The 17,879-nt window shown below is 41.8% G+C and carries 17 protein-coding genes and 1 tRNA gene; 11 read left to right on the forward strand and 7 right to left on the reverse strand.

Features of this window, described 5'->3' with window-relative positions; translation table 11 throughout:
- Positions 1-1,110: 1,110 nt before the first annotated feature.
- The gene (locus tag L6494_RS15325; RefSeq protein WP_237988573.1) at positions 1,111-2,097 is read left to right on the forward strand and encodes a succinate dehydrogenase/fumarate reductase iron-sulfur subunit; all 987 of its coding nucleotides are present in this window, start codon (positions 1,111-1,113) and stop codon (positions 2,095-2,097) included.
- A 129-nt stretch (positions 2,098-2,226) separates the two neighbouring features.
- Here the strand turns inward: L6494_RS15325 and L6494_RS15330 are convergent, their stop codons facing one another.
- From L6494_RS15330 to psbX, 4 genes are all read right to left on the reverse strand, one after another.
- Positions 2,227-2,751, reverse strand: coding sequence for a TolB family protein (locus L6494_RS15330; protein WP_237988574.1), 525 nt, complete (start codon positions 2,749-2,751; stop codon positions 2,227-2,229).
- 115 nt (positions 2,752-2,866) lie between these two features.
- Complete coding sequence (locus L6494_RS15335) at positions 2,867-3,427, reverse strand: TolB family protein (RefSeq protein WP_237988575.1); 561 nt, start codon at positions 3,425-3,427, stop codon at positions 2,867-2,869.
- Positions 3,428-3,481: 54 nt separating this feature from the next.
- A complete protein-coding gene (locus L6494_RS15340; protein WP_237988576.1) occupies positions 3,482-4,399 on the reverse strand; it encodes a Ycf66 family protein in 918 nt (305 codons plus the stop codon).
- Positions 4,400-4,608: 209 nt separating this feature from the next.
- Entirely contained in the window at positions 4,609-4,728 is a 120-nt protein-coding gene (psbX, locus tag L6494_RS15345) for a photosystem II reaction center X protein (RefSeq protein ID WP_237988577.1), read from the reverse strand.
- Positions 4,729-5,008: 280 nt separating this feature from the next.
- Between psbX and L6494_RS15350 the strand changes: the two genes are divergently transcribed.
- On the forward strand, positions 5,009-5,302 hold the full coding sequence (locus tag L6494_RS15350) for a YggT family protein (protein ID WP_237988579.1): 294 nt from the start codon (positions 5,009-5,011) through the stop codon (positions 5,300-5,302).
- A gap of 59 nt (positions 5,303-5,361) precedes the next feature.
- On the opposite strand, the gene L6494_RS15355 is transcribed toward L6494_RS15350, so the two are convergent.
- Positions 5,362-6,012, reverse strand: coding sequence for a Uma2 family endonuclease (locus tag L6494_RS15355; protein ID WP_237988581.1), 651 nt, complete (start codon positions 6,010-6,012; stop codon positions 5,362-5,364).
- 429 nt (positions 6,013-6,441) lie between these two features.
- Complete coding sequence (gene accC / locus L6494_RS15360) at positions 6,442-7,785, reverse strand: acetyl-CoA carboxylase biotin carboxylase subunit (RefSeq protein ID WP_237988582.1); 1,344 nt, start codon at positions 7,783-7,785, stop codon at positions 6,442-6,444.
- Positions 7,786-8,161: 376 nt separating this feature from the next.
- On the opposite strand from accC, the gene L6494_RS15365 reads away from it, so the two are divergent.
- The 8 genes from L6494_RS15365 (at position 8,162) to tilS (ending at position 14,318) form a co-directional block, all read left to right on the forward strand.
- Positions 8,162-8,242, forward strand: a tRNA-Leu gene (locus tag L6494_RS15365).
- A 272-nt stretch (positions 8,243-8,514) separates the two neighbouring features.
- Positions 8,515-9,144 carry a chorismate lyase gene (locus tag L6494_RS15370; protein ID WP_237988583.1) on the forward strand — a complete coding sequence of 210 codons (630 nt, stop codon included), beginning with the start codon at positions 8,515-8,517 and terminating at the stop codon, positions 9,142-9,144.
- A 78-nt stretch (positions 9,145-9,222) separates the two neighbouring features.
- Positions 9,223-10,917, forward strand: coding sequence for a DUF3352 domain-containing protein (locus L6494_RS15375; protein WP_237988584.1), 1,695 nt, complete (start codon positions 9,223-9,225; stop codon positions 10,915-10,917).
- Positions 10,918-11,123: 206 nt separating this feature from the next.
- Complete coding sequence (gene ccsB, locus L6494_RS15380) at positions 11,124-12,179, forward strand: c-type cytochrome biogenesis protein CcsB (RefSeq protein WP_237988585.1); 1,056 nt, start codon at positions 11,124-11,126, stop codon at positions 12,177-12,179.
- 80 nt (positions 12,180-12,259) lie between these two features.
- Positions 12,260-12,490 carry a hypothetical protein gene (locus tag L6494_RS15385; RefSeq protein WP_237988586.1) on the forward strand — a complete coding sequence of 77 codons (231 nt, stop codon included), beginning with the start codon at positions 12,260-12,262 and terminating at the stop codon, positions 12,488-12,490.
- Positions 12,477-12,827, forward strand: coding sequence for a type II toxin-antitoxin system PemK/MazF family toxin (locus L6494_RS15390; RefSeq protein WP_330911012.1), 351 nt, complete (start codon positions 12,477-12,479; stop codon positions 12,825-12,827). The genes L6494_RS15385 and L6494_RS15390 overlap by 14 nt, the downstream gene beginning before the upstream one ends.
- 84 nt (positions 12,828-12,911) lie before the next feature.
- Positions 12,912-13,241 (forward strand): KGK domain-containing protein, encoded by a 330-nt coding sequence (locus L6494_RS15395; protein ID WP_237988588.1) that lies wholly within the window; start codon positions 12,912-12,914, stop codon positions 13,239-13,241.
- 45 nt (positions 13,242-13,286) lie between these two features.
- Complete coding sequence (tilS, locus tag L6494_RS15400) at positions 13,287-14,318, forward strand: tRNA lysidine(34) synthetase TilS (protein WP_237988590.1); 1,032 nt, start codon at positions 13,287-13,289, stop codon at positions 14,316-14,318.
- 142 nt (positions 14,319-14,460) lie between these two features.
- Here tilS and hmpF read toward each other — a convergent pair whose 3' ends face one another.
- Positions 14,461-16,212 (reverse strand): pilus motility taxis protein HmpF, encoded by a 1,752-nt coding sequence (gene hmpF / locus L6494_RS15405; RefSeq protein WP_237988591.1) that lies wholly within the window; start codon positions 16,210-16,212, stop codon positions 14,461-14,463.
- Positions 16,213-16,568: 356 nt separating this feature from the next.
- On the opposite strand from hmpF, the gene L6494_RS15410 reads away from it, so the two are divergent.
- Complete coding sequence (locus tag L6494_RS15410) at positions 16,569-17,711, forward strand: response regulator (RefSeq protein WP_237988592.1); 1,143 nt, start codon at positions 16,569-16,571, stop codon at positions 17,709-17,711.
- The last annotated feature ends 168 nt before the right edge of the window (positions 17,712-17,879 follow it).

Here is a 17,879-nt window from a genome sequence, read left to right on the forward strand (position 1 = left end):
TTTGGTCTGACTGTTACAAAGTAGTTATAGACCAAAGAAATTGCAGGTTTTACTCTTGCACTGCCTACCTTTATAGCTTTTGAGTTCTCAGGTTTTACCTACTTTACTCTTGAGCTAAGGACAGCATCGTATTTGAATATGGTCTTACGGACATACACCCTTTTGTCCTACCTGTCGAGACATGAAATTTCTGTCTCTACACTACGAAGAAACTAAACAGTGTTGGCTGTACTTCTACAGCTATTAATCCTGGTTTTGTGACTTCGTAATTTTATATTAAATACTAGCATGGACTAATAATAGCAAAATAATTGTTTATTTTAAAATTTAACTTGAAGTAAACTTATATCTAAATCCCCTAGCTCCTAGAAACAGAAACCAGTAAGGATTTTATTTAAGTTCATGACGAAGAGTGACTATTGCTGTATGACTTTTATAAAAATTAATCTAAATTCAGATGAGCAGTTTTGATGAGTAAGTTATATCTTTTGGTTTTCTTGATTCAGCCCAGACAAAAAGCTGTGAGTATGACCCTCCTGGTTTATTGTCTTTAGAGAAAAAGGTCTGCTGTTTTATGTACGTCTGTCTATGGGAAGAATAAATCTGTCCATCTCTACTGGAGACTTGATCGATGATCAAATGTTTATTTTCAGCTTTAATGCTTCAATACAGACAAAAGATTTAAAATTTAGTAACTTTTTGAGGTGTTTTATGAATCTTTATGCTCTTAGATGTTGACTTCAAGATGTCTCACTAACCTGAAGAGCATTTATTGTATATATTTCGCCAATATAGAGAATAAACCTATATTCATTCTTGGTAAACCCCCTTGACTGATCCTGCCAAACAGGTAATTTGAATAATACACTACAATTAATTTTCGCATCCGATGTGAGATGGCAATATAAATTTAGCTGATGGTCGTTCTACGACTAAAATTATCTTGGTTATCTTTAAACTAGAATCAGTCACGCTTGAAGGATCAGCCTATTAATGCCAATCGGCGAATTAGGGACAACAATATATATAGTTCACTTTTTACAACCACCAGCCTAGACTCAAGATTTTTTTTAGGCTGATGCAGCAATTTTAAGAATTTGGTTGGTAATCATGGAAGTTAATTTTAAAATCATTCGGCAACAGCAAAATTCTGCTGCTGTTGTGGAAACTTACCTTTTAGAGACAGAACCTAGTAATACCATTTTGGATTGCCTCAATCGCATTAAGTGGGAGCAAGATGGAACTTTAGCATTTCGCAAAAATTGCCGCAATACGATTTGTGGTAGTTGTGCGATGCGAATTAATGGCCGTTCGGCTCTAGCTTGTAAAGAAAATGTGGGTAGTGAACTGGCAAGATTAAAAAATTCAGCCAATAATATTCCAGAAATCACGATCGCACCCCTAGGCAATATGCCAGTGATTAAAGATTTAGTCGTGGATATGAGTAGTTTCTGGAATAATTTAGAAGCGGTAACGCCCTATGTTAGTACAGCTGCTAGGCAAGTACCAGAAAGAGAGTTTTTGCAAACACCCGAAGAGCGATCGCTTCTAGATCAAACTGGTAATTGTATTATGTGCGGTGCTTGCTACTCGGAATGCAATGCTCGTGAAGTCAACCCCGATTTTGTTGGCCCTCACGCCCTCGCCAAAGCCTACCGCATGGTTGCCGACTTGCGTGACAGCGATACAGCCAATCGCCTAGAAAATTACAACGAAGGGACTAAAGGTGTGTGGGGCTGTACCCGTTGTCTATACTGCGATGCAGTGTGTCCAATGGAAGTCGCCCCCTTAGAACAAATCACTAAAATTAAACAGGAAATTCTTAGCCACAAACAAGCTAGTGACAGTCGCTCAATTCGCCACCGCAAAGTATTAGTAGATTTAGTCAAAGCAGGTGGCTGGATTGATGAAAGACAATTTGGTGTACAAGTAGTGGGTAACTACTTTAAAGACCTGAGAGGATTACTAAGTCTTGCACCGCTAGGATTACGCATGATTGCCAAAGGTAAATTTCCCCTCTCATTTGAGCCATCCGAGGGAACAGAGCAAGTGCGATCGCTCATTGAAGCTGTGAAACAGGAGGAAGGTGACAGGTGACAGGTGACAGGTGATAGGTGATAGGTGATAGGGGACTGGGGAGAAAACTAATTACTCATTACTCATTACTCATTACTCATTACTCATTACTCATTACTCATTACTCAGCACTCAGCACTCACTACTCCCTCATCGTGGATCTTGAGGGACGTTTATAGGCTGCCCAAAACGGTCATAGACTGAAATATCCCACTGCCCGTTATTACTAAACTCAAAAGCAATCTTACTACCATCAGCACTAATTGTAGGGTTGCGAACTTCTGCTTGTAAGTTGCCGGTTAAATTGCGTGCTTGTCGTGTTTCCCGGTCATAGAGAAAAATCGCCGATCGCCCCTGACGACTAGCAGCAAAAACAATATAACGAGCATCTTCGGAAACACTGGGATGAGAGGCGATCGTATCTAAAGCATTTAAACCCGGTAATTCGATTAAATTACGCGCCAGGGTATCAAATAAATAAACGTCTTGGCTACCCCGGCGATCGCTAGTAAACACAATATATCTACCCGAAGTTTGCGGATTGAGTTCCGAAGCAAGACTATTTATACTCCTCCCACCCGGATCAAAGGGATAACTCACCAACCGAGGATAACCAAAACAGCCAGTTAATAACCCTGCACAAGCACATATAGGAATAAAAATACGTTTATTCATTAGTCATTGGTCATTCGTCAAAGTTTCTCTAACCCCTAGTTGCAGTCACTCTTCAATTTTGAATTTTGTTAGCGCAGCGTTAGCGAGTCATCGAGCGTCATTTTGAATTTTGAATTTACTGTGGCGGATTCACAGTCGCCCCATTGGGAATATCTAATTCAATATTCGGCCCCCTATCGAGAACTTCAATATCCCACTGACCACGGGCGGCTGTTTCAAAAATTATATAACGTCCATCGGGACTGATGGCAGGATTTCTGACCCAACCGCGATAAGTTGGGGTAGCAATTTGTGATTGTTGTGTGGCGCGATCGTATAGTGCTACCACTGGTCTACCTTGGTCGCTGGTGAGGTAAGCAATATAGCGTCCAGTGTAGCTGAGGCTAGGACTTTCGATAATTGTTTCACGTCGGTTTAGCCCCGGTGTACTAATAAAACTTTGCTGTTGCAAATCATACACAAGTAACTGGTGAGTATTATTACGATTGGAAATCAACGCCAAAAAGCGACCATTACCACTTAAAGCTGGTTGTTCTTCTGTGTAGCGACTATTAAGGGAAGTAGGGCCAAGAGGAATATCACCAGAGCCACAAGAGCCTAGCAAAGCGGTCAAACCAAAAACTAAGCTGCAATAAATTGGTTTTTGCAGCCAAAACTCAGAAGTAAATTTTTTCACCTCAGATATCTACTGTTTTCCGTCGCCTATAAGCTTACATCTATCCCGACCGCTTTATACATCATCATAATCTGTAGAATTATCAGAATCTACATCTGATGAATCTATGGGTTTATACGGTACATAATCAGTTGGGATTGCTTCATCATCCTCTATCTGTCTGCGAGGATTGGTATCAGCAGGTGGACGACGTTTTCTTGGTCTGGGTGGCGTATCTTCGTTTACTTCTGAGCGCGGGGAAGTGTTATTACCCCGACGAGAAGGTTTTCTGGTTTCTCGGCTAGAACTTTCCCAATCACCAACTTCTTTATTAGAGGAAGAATTCCAATCTTCTTGTTCGGATCTTTCAGGAGTCCGACTAGATGGACGCGTAGGAGGACGGCGGCGCGATGTTCTATCTGTCGTCGGTTCTGGTCTGTCGCTACTGGGGCGGCGTTCCCTGCGGGGTGGTTGCTCCTCATAATAGTCATCACGAGCGGAACGATCATCTCTACTAGGTCGAATCCGGGCGCGTACAGGACGTTCTTCTTCTTCTTCCTCTTGATAAGGTAGTGGTTCATAGTCTGATTCCACTTCAGCCTCGTATCCGCTCCGTTTCCTGTTATACGAGTAATCTCTGCTCACCTCGCGCTCATCCACAATCGGTGTATTGCGTTTGGCTTGTTGAGTAGCAATACTCCGTAAGCGAATACTTTCAATAGCAAAAAATACAGTTGTCCCCACTAAAAGCAGTTGACCAAATTGCAAAATCGGGTCTAAACGCCATCCTTGGAAAACAAGAATGAACCCGCACAGCAAGCCAACAGCCGCAAAAAAGATATCTTGATCTCTTGACAGTTCTGGACGCACGGTACGGAGAAAATACAGTGCTGCCCCAGCCACAGCCAGGAAAATCCCTAGAATACTGGCTGAGTTCGTTCCAAAATTTACCTGAGCCAGAACACTGGCTGAGTTCAGCCCAAAATTTAGCATTGTTCTTTATCCCAATATCAAATCTATGTTAACGAGCCACACTTAAAATCACTACTTTACGCAATCACAATATAATATTTAAGCTTCAAAGCAACTGGCAAAGAAGCTCTGAAGCTATTCACCGCAAGCTAAAAAAAGCTTAAGTCTGTCAGCAGTCTAATAAGCTGACAGACAATCGTTTGAGAAAGTCGAACGGACTCACTCAAACATTAGGAACGTTGGATTTTATCTTTTTGGCTGATGAAAATCAAACCAACTGTAGCAGGGATAACAACAATTAAAGTACCCCAACCTAGACTCCAAAGAAAATTTGATAAAGATGGTGTCATGGATCTCAACCTTTATTTACACACTTCATCATAATTCTAATGGTGTATCACATCCTTGAGAAGTCTATTGTGTTGAAAGGCAACAAAGAAAAGGGAACAGGGGACAGGGGAAAGGTTACAGAAAGTAGGGAGTATGTCACCTTAGTTACTTTTCGACACACGCTAATAATTAACAGCATTTGGTTAGAATTTAAATATAGAATACTTTACAATGCTTAAATTATTCAGCTTGCACCCCTAGTTTTTTCTCTGTTCACAAATAGTAGCTCAGATCAATTTCATGACTGGTGTTAACCTAACTGCTTGGATTCTTGGCCCTGTGCTGGGGCTAATGACGTTTTTGTTTATTTTCCGCATCATTCTTACTTGGTATCCGCAAGTGGATCTGAATCGGTTGCCGTTTAATCTCATTGCCTGGCCAACTGAACCATTTTTAATCCCTTTGCGAAAACTAGTAGCACCCATAGGCGGCGTTGACATCACCCCTATTATTTGGGTTGGGATTTTGAGCTTGCTAAGAGAAATTCTCTTAGGTCAGCAGGGATTAATCACCATGATGTCTCGTGTCAGTTAACGAATGGGCAGGTGCATAAAAGGCTATCTCACGTCAAGGGTTGTCGAATTGTGAAGATTTTATCTACCAGCCCTCAACACCTGTTCAGCCGTCAGTTTTAAATTTGGGAAGGTGAGAGAGCCTATGGTTTGATTACCCCGAAACTGCTGAATTTCATATTCCCCATTTATTAGCGTACAGATAGAGAGAGTGGGTTGTTTGGGTTTCCCAATATGTTTAGTACCACCATTACCTGCGTAGTCTGCAATCCAATATTCGGGAATACCTAAAACTGCGTAGTCTTCAACCTTACGGGCATAATCATTTTGCCAGTTGCTACTAACAACTTCCGCCACAAATTTAATCGAACTACCCAGCGTCAGGATAGACTGGTCAGACCAAAGCGGTTCTTTGGTAAGTTCATCTCGATTGACAACTGCAACATCCGGTCGAAATGCTGTCATACCAATATTAGAAGGCCGCAATAGTCCTCGCTGAAGGACAAACCAGGGTAAGCCTGTTCTGTCGATCTGGACGCATATCTTTGCAGTAATGAAGGCTGCAACCTCTTCATGCGATCCTGTTGGTTCCAAGTCAAACACTTCTCCATCGATCAGTTCATAGCGGTTATCGCCACTATAACGGCCGAGAAACTCGTCAAAACTGAGTGGCTTCTGTTGTATTGGTTGGTCGTTCGGCTTTGCTGTCCCGGAGGGAATCGTAATAGTCATAGGTCAACTTAGCCCAATCAATGCGTTCAGTGTACCAGATCAAAACTCTTTGTCATAAGTTTGTCTAATCACAAAATGCTCCTACTCTAATTTCTACTCCTCTTTCATTTTTACAAAATTTACAAATTTACAATTACCATTTTCTAACATTTATAAAGTGACATTATTTAAACAAACTCAAGGGTTGAAATTATTACTTCCACCCTTTCAACTTCTGCCTTCTGCCTTCCCTCAGCCTAGATCACCAAAAGTTGCCAATACTCGATAATCGGTCTTAGAGACGTGATATATCGCGTCTCTACATCTAAACCAAGCTGGGTTTGAGGTCAGGCAAGGGAAAGGTATTAAGTTGAAAATAAGAGAAACACTTATCAACCTTTTATGCTTTACCCTTTACCTTTCAACTTCTAATCCTCAATCCCCAATTTCCTAAAGTTTCATCTCCTGAATGAAATTGGTGTAAACATGACCTGCTAAAAACTGGGGATTTTCCATAATTTTTTGATGAAATGCAATTGTCGTGGGCAAACCAGTAATTGCACATTCCCTGAGAGCGCGTTTCATGCGGTTAATAGCAGTAGCACGATCTGGCCCCCAAACGATTAATTTACCGATGAGGGAGTCGTAATAGGGGGGAATTTGGTAATCGGTGTAAACGTGGGAGTCAATCCGCACCCCAGGGCCTCCAGGGGGAAGATAGCCGCTAATACGTCCGGGAGCGGGGCGAAAATCATGGTCGGGGTCTTCGGCGTTGATGCGACATTCGATCGCATGACCCCGCAAAACTACTTGGTCTTGAGTTAGCCTCAGTCTTTCCCCTTGAGCAATTCTAATTTGTTCTACTAGCAAGTCTACCCCAGTCACCATCTCAGTTACAGGATGTTCTACTTGAATCCGGGTGTTCATTTCCATAAAGTAAAACATACCGGATTTATCTAAGAGAAACTCGATAGTACCTGCACCGGTGTAGTTAATGAACTGGGCAGCTTTGACGGCTGCTTGTCCCATTTTTTCCCGGAGGTCTGAGTCAAGTGCAGGGCTGGGAGATTCTTCTAGTAACTTTTGGTTGCGGCGTTGAATTGAGCAATCTCGTTCACCTAAGTGAATAACGTTGCCGAAATTATCAGCCAAAATTTGAAATTCAATGTGGCGCGGACGTTCGATAAACTTTTCGATATAAACGCCAGCATTACCAAAGGCTGCACCTGCTTCACCTTGGGCGGCTAAAAACAGTTTGACAAATTCATCTTGCGATCGCACTAAGCGCATACCTCTTCCACCACCACCAGCCGTGGCTTTAATCATGACCGGATAACCGATGTCTTTGGCAATTGCTAATCCTTCTTCCTCTGTTTCTACTAAACCATCACTCCCCGGTACAGTAGGAACTCCGGCTTTTTGCATGGTTTCCTTAGCCGTGGATTTATCCCCCATCAACCTGATTGCTTCCGGCGTGGGGCCAATAAACGCAATGTGATGGTCAGCACAAATTTCTGCAAATTTGGCATTTTCCGACAAAAAACCATAGCCAGGATGAATAGCACTGGCATTGCGCGTTAAAGCTGCCGCAATAATATTGGGAATATTCAAATAACTTTTACTGCTAGCCGGTTCACCAATGCAAACCGCTTCATCAGCAAGTTGGACGTGCAGAGCATTCCGGTCAACAGTCGAGTGAACCGCGATCGTCGCAATCCCCATTTCTTCACAGGCGCGGAGAATGCGAAGGGCGATTTCTCCCCGATTGGCAATTAATATTTTGTCAAACTTCATTTTCCAGCTTTGATATCAGTACCAGTAGATAGAAATTGTCTCCCATCCAAGTTGCAAAACGAGCGATCGCTTTATCTCAAATTATGACAGGAGATTTACCAGCCTCATCTAGAGTAGAATGCACGAGCGGGGCATAGCCTGTGCTGAGTGTGCTTCAGTCCTGAGTCACGAGTCTTGAGCATAGTTATTTACTTTCTACTCACCACTCCCCATTTAATATCACTTGTGGAGCTACTATATTTCTGTTAGTCTCGTATCCTCCTTCGGGAAATTTGTGATCCGGCAAAATTAAATTTTTGGTAAAGTTGCCTAAATTGCTAATTACGTTTATTTATTCACGTTTATTGTGCTACAATCTATAATTGTGAAACTTCATGCGGATGTGGCGGAATTGGTATACGCGCACGTTTGAGGGGCGTGTGGCTTTGCCTTGCGAGTTCGAGTCTCGCCATCCGCATTTTTTAGTACCAAAGTCCAGTAGGGGCGGGTTTACCCAAATCATCGTGAATAACTGAGGATATCTGTGAACCAGCCCCTACTAAAATCCAAAATTGCTTGACTCATCAACCTTTAGTGGGTGTAGCGGTATGGGGATATAGGGGTGAATGTTTTTTACTCTGACACCCTTCTTCCCCTACACCCATATTTATTTACTAATGACTAATAACTATGGACTTAATTCTAGTTTTTTGTGCTTTTATAGAAATAGGTAAACTTTTGTAAAGAACATTGACTGCAATTTTTACTTCAACTAACAACTCAACACTGCCAACCGCATGGCATCGCCTTACCCCAATTTGGCAAGGTGGGGAGGAAGTAATTAAAAAAAGTTTGCCCCACACTCAACTAGCTCCGGCGTGGCAAATGCTGCTGCTTGGCGACGGCTCACCCACAAGGCACTTAGAATTACTTACAGGTGAGTCTACAGAGGTAGATGTCATTGATATGTCATTAATTGGCACAGATTTGGATGGTGCGCCAGATTTAATTAAATCCGTCCCAGAGCCAAGGCTCAGGCGACAGGTGTGGCTACGCACGGCATCAGGTCAGCGATTAGCCTATGCTACCTCATGGTGGGAAGCTAGTCATGTAGATGAGTATTTACAGAACCGTTCCTTAACGATTTGGGCTAGTCTAGCGAGTCTCCGTACAGAGTTATATAGAGATGTGCGCGGCATTTATTATGGCTACTCACCAGCCCTAGAAGCAGGATTTGAGGTAGAAGGGCCTTTTTGGGGTCGCCATTATTTATTTTGGCATCATGGTCAACCGTTAACGTTGATTTACGAGGTTTTTTCACCATATTTAAGCAAATATCTGGGGGCGACGCAGGTAAATCCCGAAAATGGCAAAGCATAGAAATATTTGCCAATAATATTAAAGCTTGTTTAAATTCTGACTTTTAAATTTTGACTTTTGAATTCGGAGCGAAGCGACGTGACACCACCTATATTGTCTGCTCCCAAGAAGAAAAGCAAGAAATCTTCTTTGGTATTGACACTCTCAGGTGCTGGGTTATTAATTGGTGTGGGGAGTGCAGCGTACTGGTTTTTGAGCCAAGGACAGTTATTTTATAGAGATTTGCTCACGGGTGCAAATATTATTCCTAGTGATGCGTTATTTGCTGTTTCCCTGACTACAGACACCAAACAATGGCAGAAACTACAAGAATTCGGCACAAAAGAAACTCAAGCACAACTTAATCAAAGCTTAGTCCAATTACGCGATCGCTTTCTTACTAATCACGGTTACAACTTTGAGCGAGACGTTCAACCGTGGGTAGGTGATGAAGTTACCTTGGCAATTTTAGCCCCCCAAAATAAATCAGCCCCTAAACCAGTTTCCAATATTGAAAATCCTGTCAGTAATTCGCAGTCGATGGTAATGGTTTTACCGGTGAAAAACCCAGAGAAAGCTAAAACTATCTTTGCTCAACCAAAAACCCGCACACAAGGTAAGTGGATTGACCGTATTTATCAAGGGATTACGATCAAACAAAGTCAAGGACAGCCTGGAGAAAACTTATCGGCTGCATTCCTAGATGGAAAATTTCTGGTGATTACAGATAATCCCCAAACAACAGAACGGACAATTGACGCTTACAAAAGTAGAACCTCCTTGGCGACTGTAGGCGGTTTTGCCGACAATTTCCCGAAAATTGCTAGCTATCAACCCTTAGCGCAGTTTTATCTCAACGTACCCAACGCCGCCAAAATAGCGGCTACAGCTCCTAATCGACCTTTACCTGCTCAAGTTTTAGCCCAGTTGCAAAACAACCAAGGTTTAGCCGGAACTGTAACACTAGAACCAGAAGGGTTACGCATTAAAGGAGTTTCTTGGCTTAATCCTAGGAGTCAAAGGGTTTTGGCTGTAGAAAATAAAGCTGGAACTATGCAAAATCGTATTCCAGCAGAAACCTTAATGATGCTGTCTGGAGGTAATTTAAAGCGTTTATGGAGTGAATACGTTTTAACATCCCAAGGCAATCCCCTGTCACCCATTACACCAGAACAACTGCGAAATGGAGTGAAATCACTTACCAGCATGGATTTAGAACAAGATTTCCTGAGTTGGATGAAAGGCGAGGTTGCTGTAGCAGTGATTCCTGGAACTCCCAAAGCAGGAAATTCACAAGATTTTCGGGCGGCTTTCGTGTTGATGATTCAAGCGAGCGATCGCCAATTAGCCGAGGCATCAATCAAACAGCTAGATGAAGTGGTGAAAACTCAGTATCAGTTCCAAATCAAATCCACAACAGTAGCGGGTAAACCTGTTGTTAACTGGATTAGTCCGTTTGGAACACTCACCGCCACTCACGGTTGGTTAGACGGAGATGTAGCTTTTTTAGCAATAGGTTCTCCCATCACCGATAAAATTCTTCCTAAACCTAGTACCACCCTCGCTAACAGTCTGGCATTTCAACAGACAGTACCGACAGAACCTAATCCCACAAATGGTCAATTCTACATTGACGTAGAAAAAATAACGAAAAATTTTCCCCTACCAAGACTGATTCCCCAACAACAACCCTTACTAGCCGCTACACGTTCCATTGGTATAACATCTGCCATCAGCGACAATCGCAGCACCCGTTATGATATTTTTTTGACACTCAAAAAAGGTGAGAAGTAAGACTAATTCGTAATTCGTAATGACGCTCGAAGACTCGCTAACGCTACGCTAACGTAATTCGTAATTAACGTCAGTTGGGGTTAAGACGATTTCGCTGCTAGTTATACCCAATTCCCGAAAATTTTTGAATTTTGAATTCCTGAAACAGATTAGGATCAGAACAGTCAGAATCAAAATTTTCAAACATCCCCTGCGGAGAACACTTTATGAATCTGGTTTTACTCCAGAATTGGTTAGATAACGCTTCATTTGCCGTTTTATTTATCACCATGCTGGTGTATTGGGTGGGAGCAGCGTTTCCCAATCTGCCAGCAACTAATGCTTTAGGAACGGCTGGTATGGCGATCGCTAATTTGTGCATCGCTACCCTTCTTGGTGCGCGTTGGTTGGAAGCTGGTTATTTTCCTTTGAGTAATTTGTATGAATCCCTATTTTTCTTAGCTTGGGGAATCACTACAGTGCATCTGATTGCAGAAAATTCCAGTCGTAGCCGCCTAGTGGGAGTCTTTACAACTCCTGTCGCTATGGGAATCAGTGCTTTTGCTACCTTGACATTACCATCAGAGATGCAAATAGCAGAGCCGCTAGTACCAGCGTTGAAGTCTAATTGGCTGATGATGCACGTCAGCGTCATGATGTTGAGTTACTCAGCTTTGATGGTTGGTTCTTTGCTAGCGATCGCTTTTTTGGTCGTCACTCGCGGAAAAAATATTCAATTACAAGGCAGTTCTTTTGGTAATGGTGGCTATCGTACCAATGGCTACCGTCTGCACAAAGCAGGTGAACTAATTTCGCAACCAGCAACACCACCTGTAGAAAACAATGGCTTTGTTCGTTTAGAAAGCAATAACAACGGTAACGGCAACACAGCCGTTTTAAACTTAGTTACCACTCCCCAATCTCCAAGTGTAACATCTGCTGAAACCCTCTCACCCCAACGCCTAAGCCTAGCTGAAACCCTCGACAATATCAGCTATCGCATCATTGGCTTGGGATTCCCTCTACTTACCATCGGTATTATTGCCGGTGGAGTTTGGGCTAACGAGGCTTGGGGTTCTTACTGGAGTTGGGACCCGAAAGAAACTTGGGCTTTAATTACTTGGTTAGTTTTCGCCGCCTATCTCCACGCTAGAATCACTCGCGGTTGGCAAGGTCGCCGTCCTGCAATTTTAGCCGCCAGTGGCTTAGTTGTCGTTTGGATTTGCTACCTCGGCGTAAATCTTTTAGGTAAAGGTTTACATTCTTACGGGTGGTTTTTTTAACAGTTTTATCCCCTCTTGGTCAATTGAGAGGGGATTTCATCACGATGGTTCTTTTGCAATACTAAATAACTGTAAACAATATGATAAAAGCCCAAATCTTAAAAGCAATCAAGGAGATGCCAAATATAGAAAGACTGGAGGTGATTGAATTTGCTCTGCGTTTAGTGCGCGAAGACATGGATAAACCAGAGGAATTGAGTTTGATATCTGCTGCTGAACTTATGCGTACCTACTACGTAGAAGGAAGTGAACTAACTGAGTTTGTTGATACTTGTAATGAAGACTTTTATGAATATCATGACTATGCGTAGGGGTCAGATTTGGCTTTATAGTGCCGACCCTACTGTTGGTGATGAAATTGGTAAAACCCGCCCTTGTATCATTGTCAGCAATGATGAAATGGGGGTTCTTCGTTTAAAAATTGTTGTGCCGATTACAGGCTGGAATAACGCATTTGGTCAAGTGCCTTGGATGGTAAGAGTTGAACCTACACCAGAAAATGGGTTGAGTAAGTTGTCAGCCGCAGATGCGTTTCAGGTGCGTTCTATTTCCCAGCAAAGACTGGTCAGGCAAGTGGGAACTGTGGCTGAAGAGACAATGCAAGGAATTAGCCAAGCTTTAGCGATTATTTTGAATATAAAGAGCTAAATCTCGTGGATATAAAAATAGAATTTTATTACGGATGAACTACTATATTGGGCGAAATTATAAATTTAGTTGCGGGAGATGATTATGACAGATGGATTTGAGATCCTGAATCATGATGAAGTTGTCACCATAGAACCAGACACCTTCAATAAATTAGATATTGCGAAAACTTTTAAAGTCCGTGATTTGATTACAGCTATTAAAGAATATATTGGTGCAGAAGACACAGCCGAGGCAAATTTATATACCCAAGGCTTAAATTGCGAAGTTTTGAAATTTACTGCTCAGGGATGGATTAAAGGAAAAGTTAGACTGGCTTTAGAGTTTTGTCCTGATGAACCTGATTCACCATTAGATGAAATTTATGAAATTCATCAACAACTCCAACAAATTGCTAAGGAATCAGTATGGTAATATTCCATACAAAAATCATCAGATTAACACCTGAAAAATTACTCAATGGTATGGACTGCTCTACACGCAAAAATACATCGTACTATCCGATCGCGCCACCTATTTGAGCGTCAACAACGGCTGTTAGTAGCAGTTTCAGGTGGGCAAGATTCTCTGTGCTTGTTTAAATTATTGTTAGAATTACAACCTAAATGGGGATGGGAATTAGGTATTGCCCACTGTGATCATTGCTGGCGTGATGATTCTCAAGCTAATGCTCATCATGTAGAAACTTTAGCTAAAAACTGGGGTGTATCTTTTTATTTAGCAACAGCGACTAAACCAGTAAATACTGAGGCTGCGGCTCGTGATTGGCGTTATCAAGCTTTAATTGCGATCGCGCAAGCTAATAATTACCAATATATAGTCACCGGTCACACCGCTAGCGATCGCGCCGAAACTCTCCTATATAATTTAATTCGCGGGACTGGCTCTGATGGTTTGCAAGCTCTAACTTGGCAACGTCCCCTTACTGATAAAATTTTGTTAGTGCGTCCCCTGTTAGAAATTACCCGCAAACAAACAGAGCAATTTTGTCAAGAGTTTAACTTGCCAGTCTGGGAAGATTCCACCAATCAAGATTTGAAATACGCCCGCAACCGCATCCGCCAAGAACTCATCCCCTATTTACAACAAAACTTTAATCCCCAAGCTGAACTAGCCATAGCCCAAACGGCTGAACTACTACAAGCAGAAGTGGAATATTTAGAACAAGCAGCCCAAAAGTTGCGGGAAGAGGTGACAGGTGATAGGGGACAGGTGACAGGTGACAGGGGACAGGTGATAGACAATTTAGAAAGTGATGCGTTGTCTTCTTTTCCAGTACGTTTAAATCGTCGGGTATTGCAAAAAGCACCATTAGCACTGCAACGGCGTGTCATGCGTCAAGTGTTACAACAAATACTTCCTGACGCTCCTAATTTTGAACATATCGAGAAATTAACAGCCTTAATTATAGCCCCCAACCGATCGCAAACCGATCCCTTTCCCGGTGGTGCGATCGCTCAAGTCCAAGGTGACTGGATATGTTTAAAATAGTGTTGAGTAAAAAGTGCTGAGTACCGAGTTAAGGACTAGAAATAAAGCTGATAATTCAGCACTCATCACTCAAAACTCAGCACTCAAAACTCAGCACTCAAAACTCAGCACTCAGCACTCAGCACTCAGCACTCATCACTCCCTAAGAAGCTAACAACTCCTGCTGAGATAACAAACTACCGATAGTGTGACGGATTTCAGTAATAGTTTGGAGTTGATAATCACCAGTTTCTTGGATTTGACCCAAAGATTCCCCAATGCTTTGTAGTTTACTTCTTAACTCATCTAAGCAATCTTGAATGGGCTGTACTGTTTCTTGATAGAGATTTACCCGACCCCAGAATTCAGCATTAGCCGTCCGTAGAGAACGTAGATTTTCTTCCATTGTTTTTAGTTCTTGCTGCTGTTGCTGGAGGTCGTGGGTTTGATTATCAATCATTCCTTGGTCTAGTTCCAGCGCAGCACGCATTTGCTCAATGTCACGTCCCAATCTCTGTAATTCTTGTAACTGTTGTTGTTTATGTTGTTCCATTTGTGAAAGAATTGGGCTAAAGTCCATGCTGTTTTCTTCCTCAGCATTAGCAACTGTCTGCCCTTGTCGCCGTAGTAAGATATTTTGATGTTGCTTGATCATTTGTTGCCGCATTAACAGATTGCGTCTTTGTCCCACCAAAGTTTCATTCAGCATTTGATAAAGGTCTTGTTCATCTGCAATTTCTGTTTGCAAATTGATTAAATCCTGACCAGATGCCTGATTCATCTTGCTTTGCAGCTCTTCTATGGTTTCTTGTTTATATTTAAGCTCTTGTTCTTGATCATGAACAAAGCTAGAGTCTATTTCTAACTTTTCTAATAAATCTTGTATTGTCTTTTGCAGTTCACCTAGAGACATATTTTCTAGAGCCTGCACATCAATTTTTTGACCGGGAAACGTGCAGCCAGAAGTTGCTGCTAAAGAATAAATTCGTTGGTATAAATCATCTTGAGATTGCAGCTGCTGTTTAATTATCTGAATTTGTTCTTGCTTACTGGCAAGAGTTGCTGTATTCACCTTGAATTGGGTAGTTTGTTGATCTAAAGTATTTTGTGCTTGTTGCCATGTGTTTTGGCGATCGCTATAAGTTTGCGCTAGTTGCTCAACTTCTTGTTGCTGTTGATCCGCTATAGTTTTTTGTTGGGTAAATTTTTCCCAATGGGGATTGAGGGTAGCTTGTTGCTTTTCGACGAGTTCAAAAGCTATTTGGAGATGTTCCCGCAGTGTTTCTATAGGAGCAATACGACTAGACAGGCGATCGAGTAACTCGCTCATCTTGCGACTTTGCGCTTCATCTAATACTCCCCCCTCTCGCAGACGCTCTTCTAAACGATTCTGCTCACCCCGTAGATGCTCCCAAGCACCTTCTAATTCCTCTCGATTACGTTCAATTTCTGTTTGCAACTGTTCAATTTGTGCGCGGGATGTGTCAACTTCCTGTTGTTGTGATTCTAGGCGTTGAAACTCCTCTTCCATGTTTTGCAACTGTTCTAATCGCACTTCCATGTCCATTTCACGGCGATTTAACTCTTGCGCCTGAAATGTCAGCGATTCCTTCCATTGATCGATTTCGTCTTCCTTGAGCTTATATTTTTCTAGCTGACGAGAAAAATTTTGCAAAATATTCACAAGTGGCCTACTAGCCTCTTGAATTCTCTGCACTTGGCGATTTGGAGTCACTTCCACCAACACCAATGCACCATCATTTAACTTACTAGCTTCCTCAGCAGCTATAACATCTTCCGACACAGGACTCCAATTCTGGTCGGTTCGCTGACAAGCTAGCAGTTTTAGTTCAGTTTTGGAACTCCCACTCAGTAAGCCGCCTTTCTGCTTTTGTACTTCTGCTAAATACAGCACACCGCTAGTCCTCTTGGTACTTCATGTATTTGTTAGAAAATATACTTTATATAATTCTGCTAACTTGTCTTATTCACCTAAAATTGGGAAAAACAAAACAAACAAAACTATTTATAGACGCTGAATTTTGCGTCCTGATATTTTTATAGAAGCGATTTGGTCGCGTCTTTATATTCTGTACTTATGATAGTTACGATGACTTCCGTGTTATCACTAACTTTGTCAAAGACTGTTAAGAAAATTTACGGTTTATAGCTGATTGGATTCCCTGATTAAAACTGGTACAACAAGGCAAAATCAATAACTTTATTTATCGGTTAATATTAACTGCATCAAGAGGAGCTACTTAGAACTAAATGCAGGGAAATTTACGGGAAATTGATATTCGCAGCATCCTGCAATTAATTGAAATAGGACAGCGAACTGGGCAACTCTTAATAGAAAGCTACAGTTTTCACCATCAAGGTAAAGTTTCTGAAGAAGAGGAACAGAAATCTTGGTTGATCTTTTTCCACAATGGCCAAATTATTTATTGCCAAGAAGGGAATAATAATTTGTCACGAATTGACGATTACTTACGTCAGTATCGTGGGGAATTATCGCTAGATGAACAGCAAATAGACTTGTTAGGTGCAGAAAATGCTTCAGAATATGGCTACATTTGGATGCTATTAGAGAAAAATATTATCAACCCCGAAAAAGCACGCGTTCTCATCTATCGCTTGGTTTGTGAAACACTGTTTGACTTGCTGAGTTTACACCGGGGTAGTTTTATTTTTCAACAGGATACAGCACTAGCACCACAATTAACTAGCTGGGAGATTGCGCCTTTAATGGCTAAAATTACCCAACAATTACAAGAGTGGAAGCAGTTATACCCATACATTCAATCTCCAGAACAATTACCGATACTCGCCCAAACAGTTCATTTACACTCCTCGCTACCAACAACCACAGTCAATAAACTCAAGCAATGGGCAGATGGTCAAACATCCTTACGCCAACTCAGTCGCTATCTCGACCGCGATATTTTGACGCTGGCCAAGACAATATATCCATACATACAGCAGGGTTGGCTCAAGCTAACATATCCAGAAACCATTAAATCCCAGGCGCAAGTGAGCAATAAACAAAAGATGAAGATATTATGTATTGACAAAAGCCAGACTACTGGGGAGGCTGTAGAGTCTATTTTGCGGACAAAAGGATACGAAGCAATCAGCCTCAGCAATCCTCTGGAAGCACTCAGTCTAATTTTTCAACTCCAGCCCAACCTAATTTTATGTGAAATGGCCATGCCGGAATTAAATGGTTATGAGATGTGCGCGATGCTGCGACAATCTCAAGCATTTCGGTATATACCGATGATTATGATGGCCAGTAAAGATAAATTTATAGATCAAGTTAGAGCGAAAATGTTCGGGGCAACAGATTTGTTAATAAAACCTTTTAATGATGCAGAATTACTTATGTTGATCAACAAATATCTCAATATTTGATCTGGTGTGGCGAAATAAACTCAAGGCAATACTTGTTCATCCCATAGAATATGGGGTAAAAAATGTTATCACAGAATCAACCAACTCTCAGACTAAAGTTAGTATTCAGTAAACTTGCTGAAAGCTTAAATTTAATTTATACAGTAACTATTGGCGGGGAGATCAGGG

The organism is Nostoc sp. UHCC 0870 (assembly GCF_022063185.1).
Lineage (GTDB): Bacteria > Cyanobacteriota > Cyanobacteriia > Cyanobacteriales > Nostocaceae > Trichormus.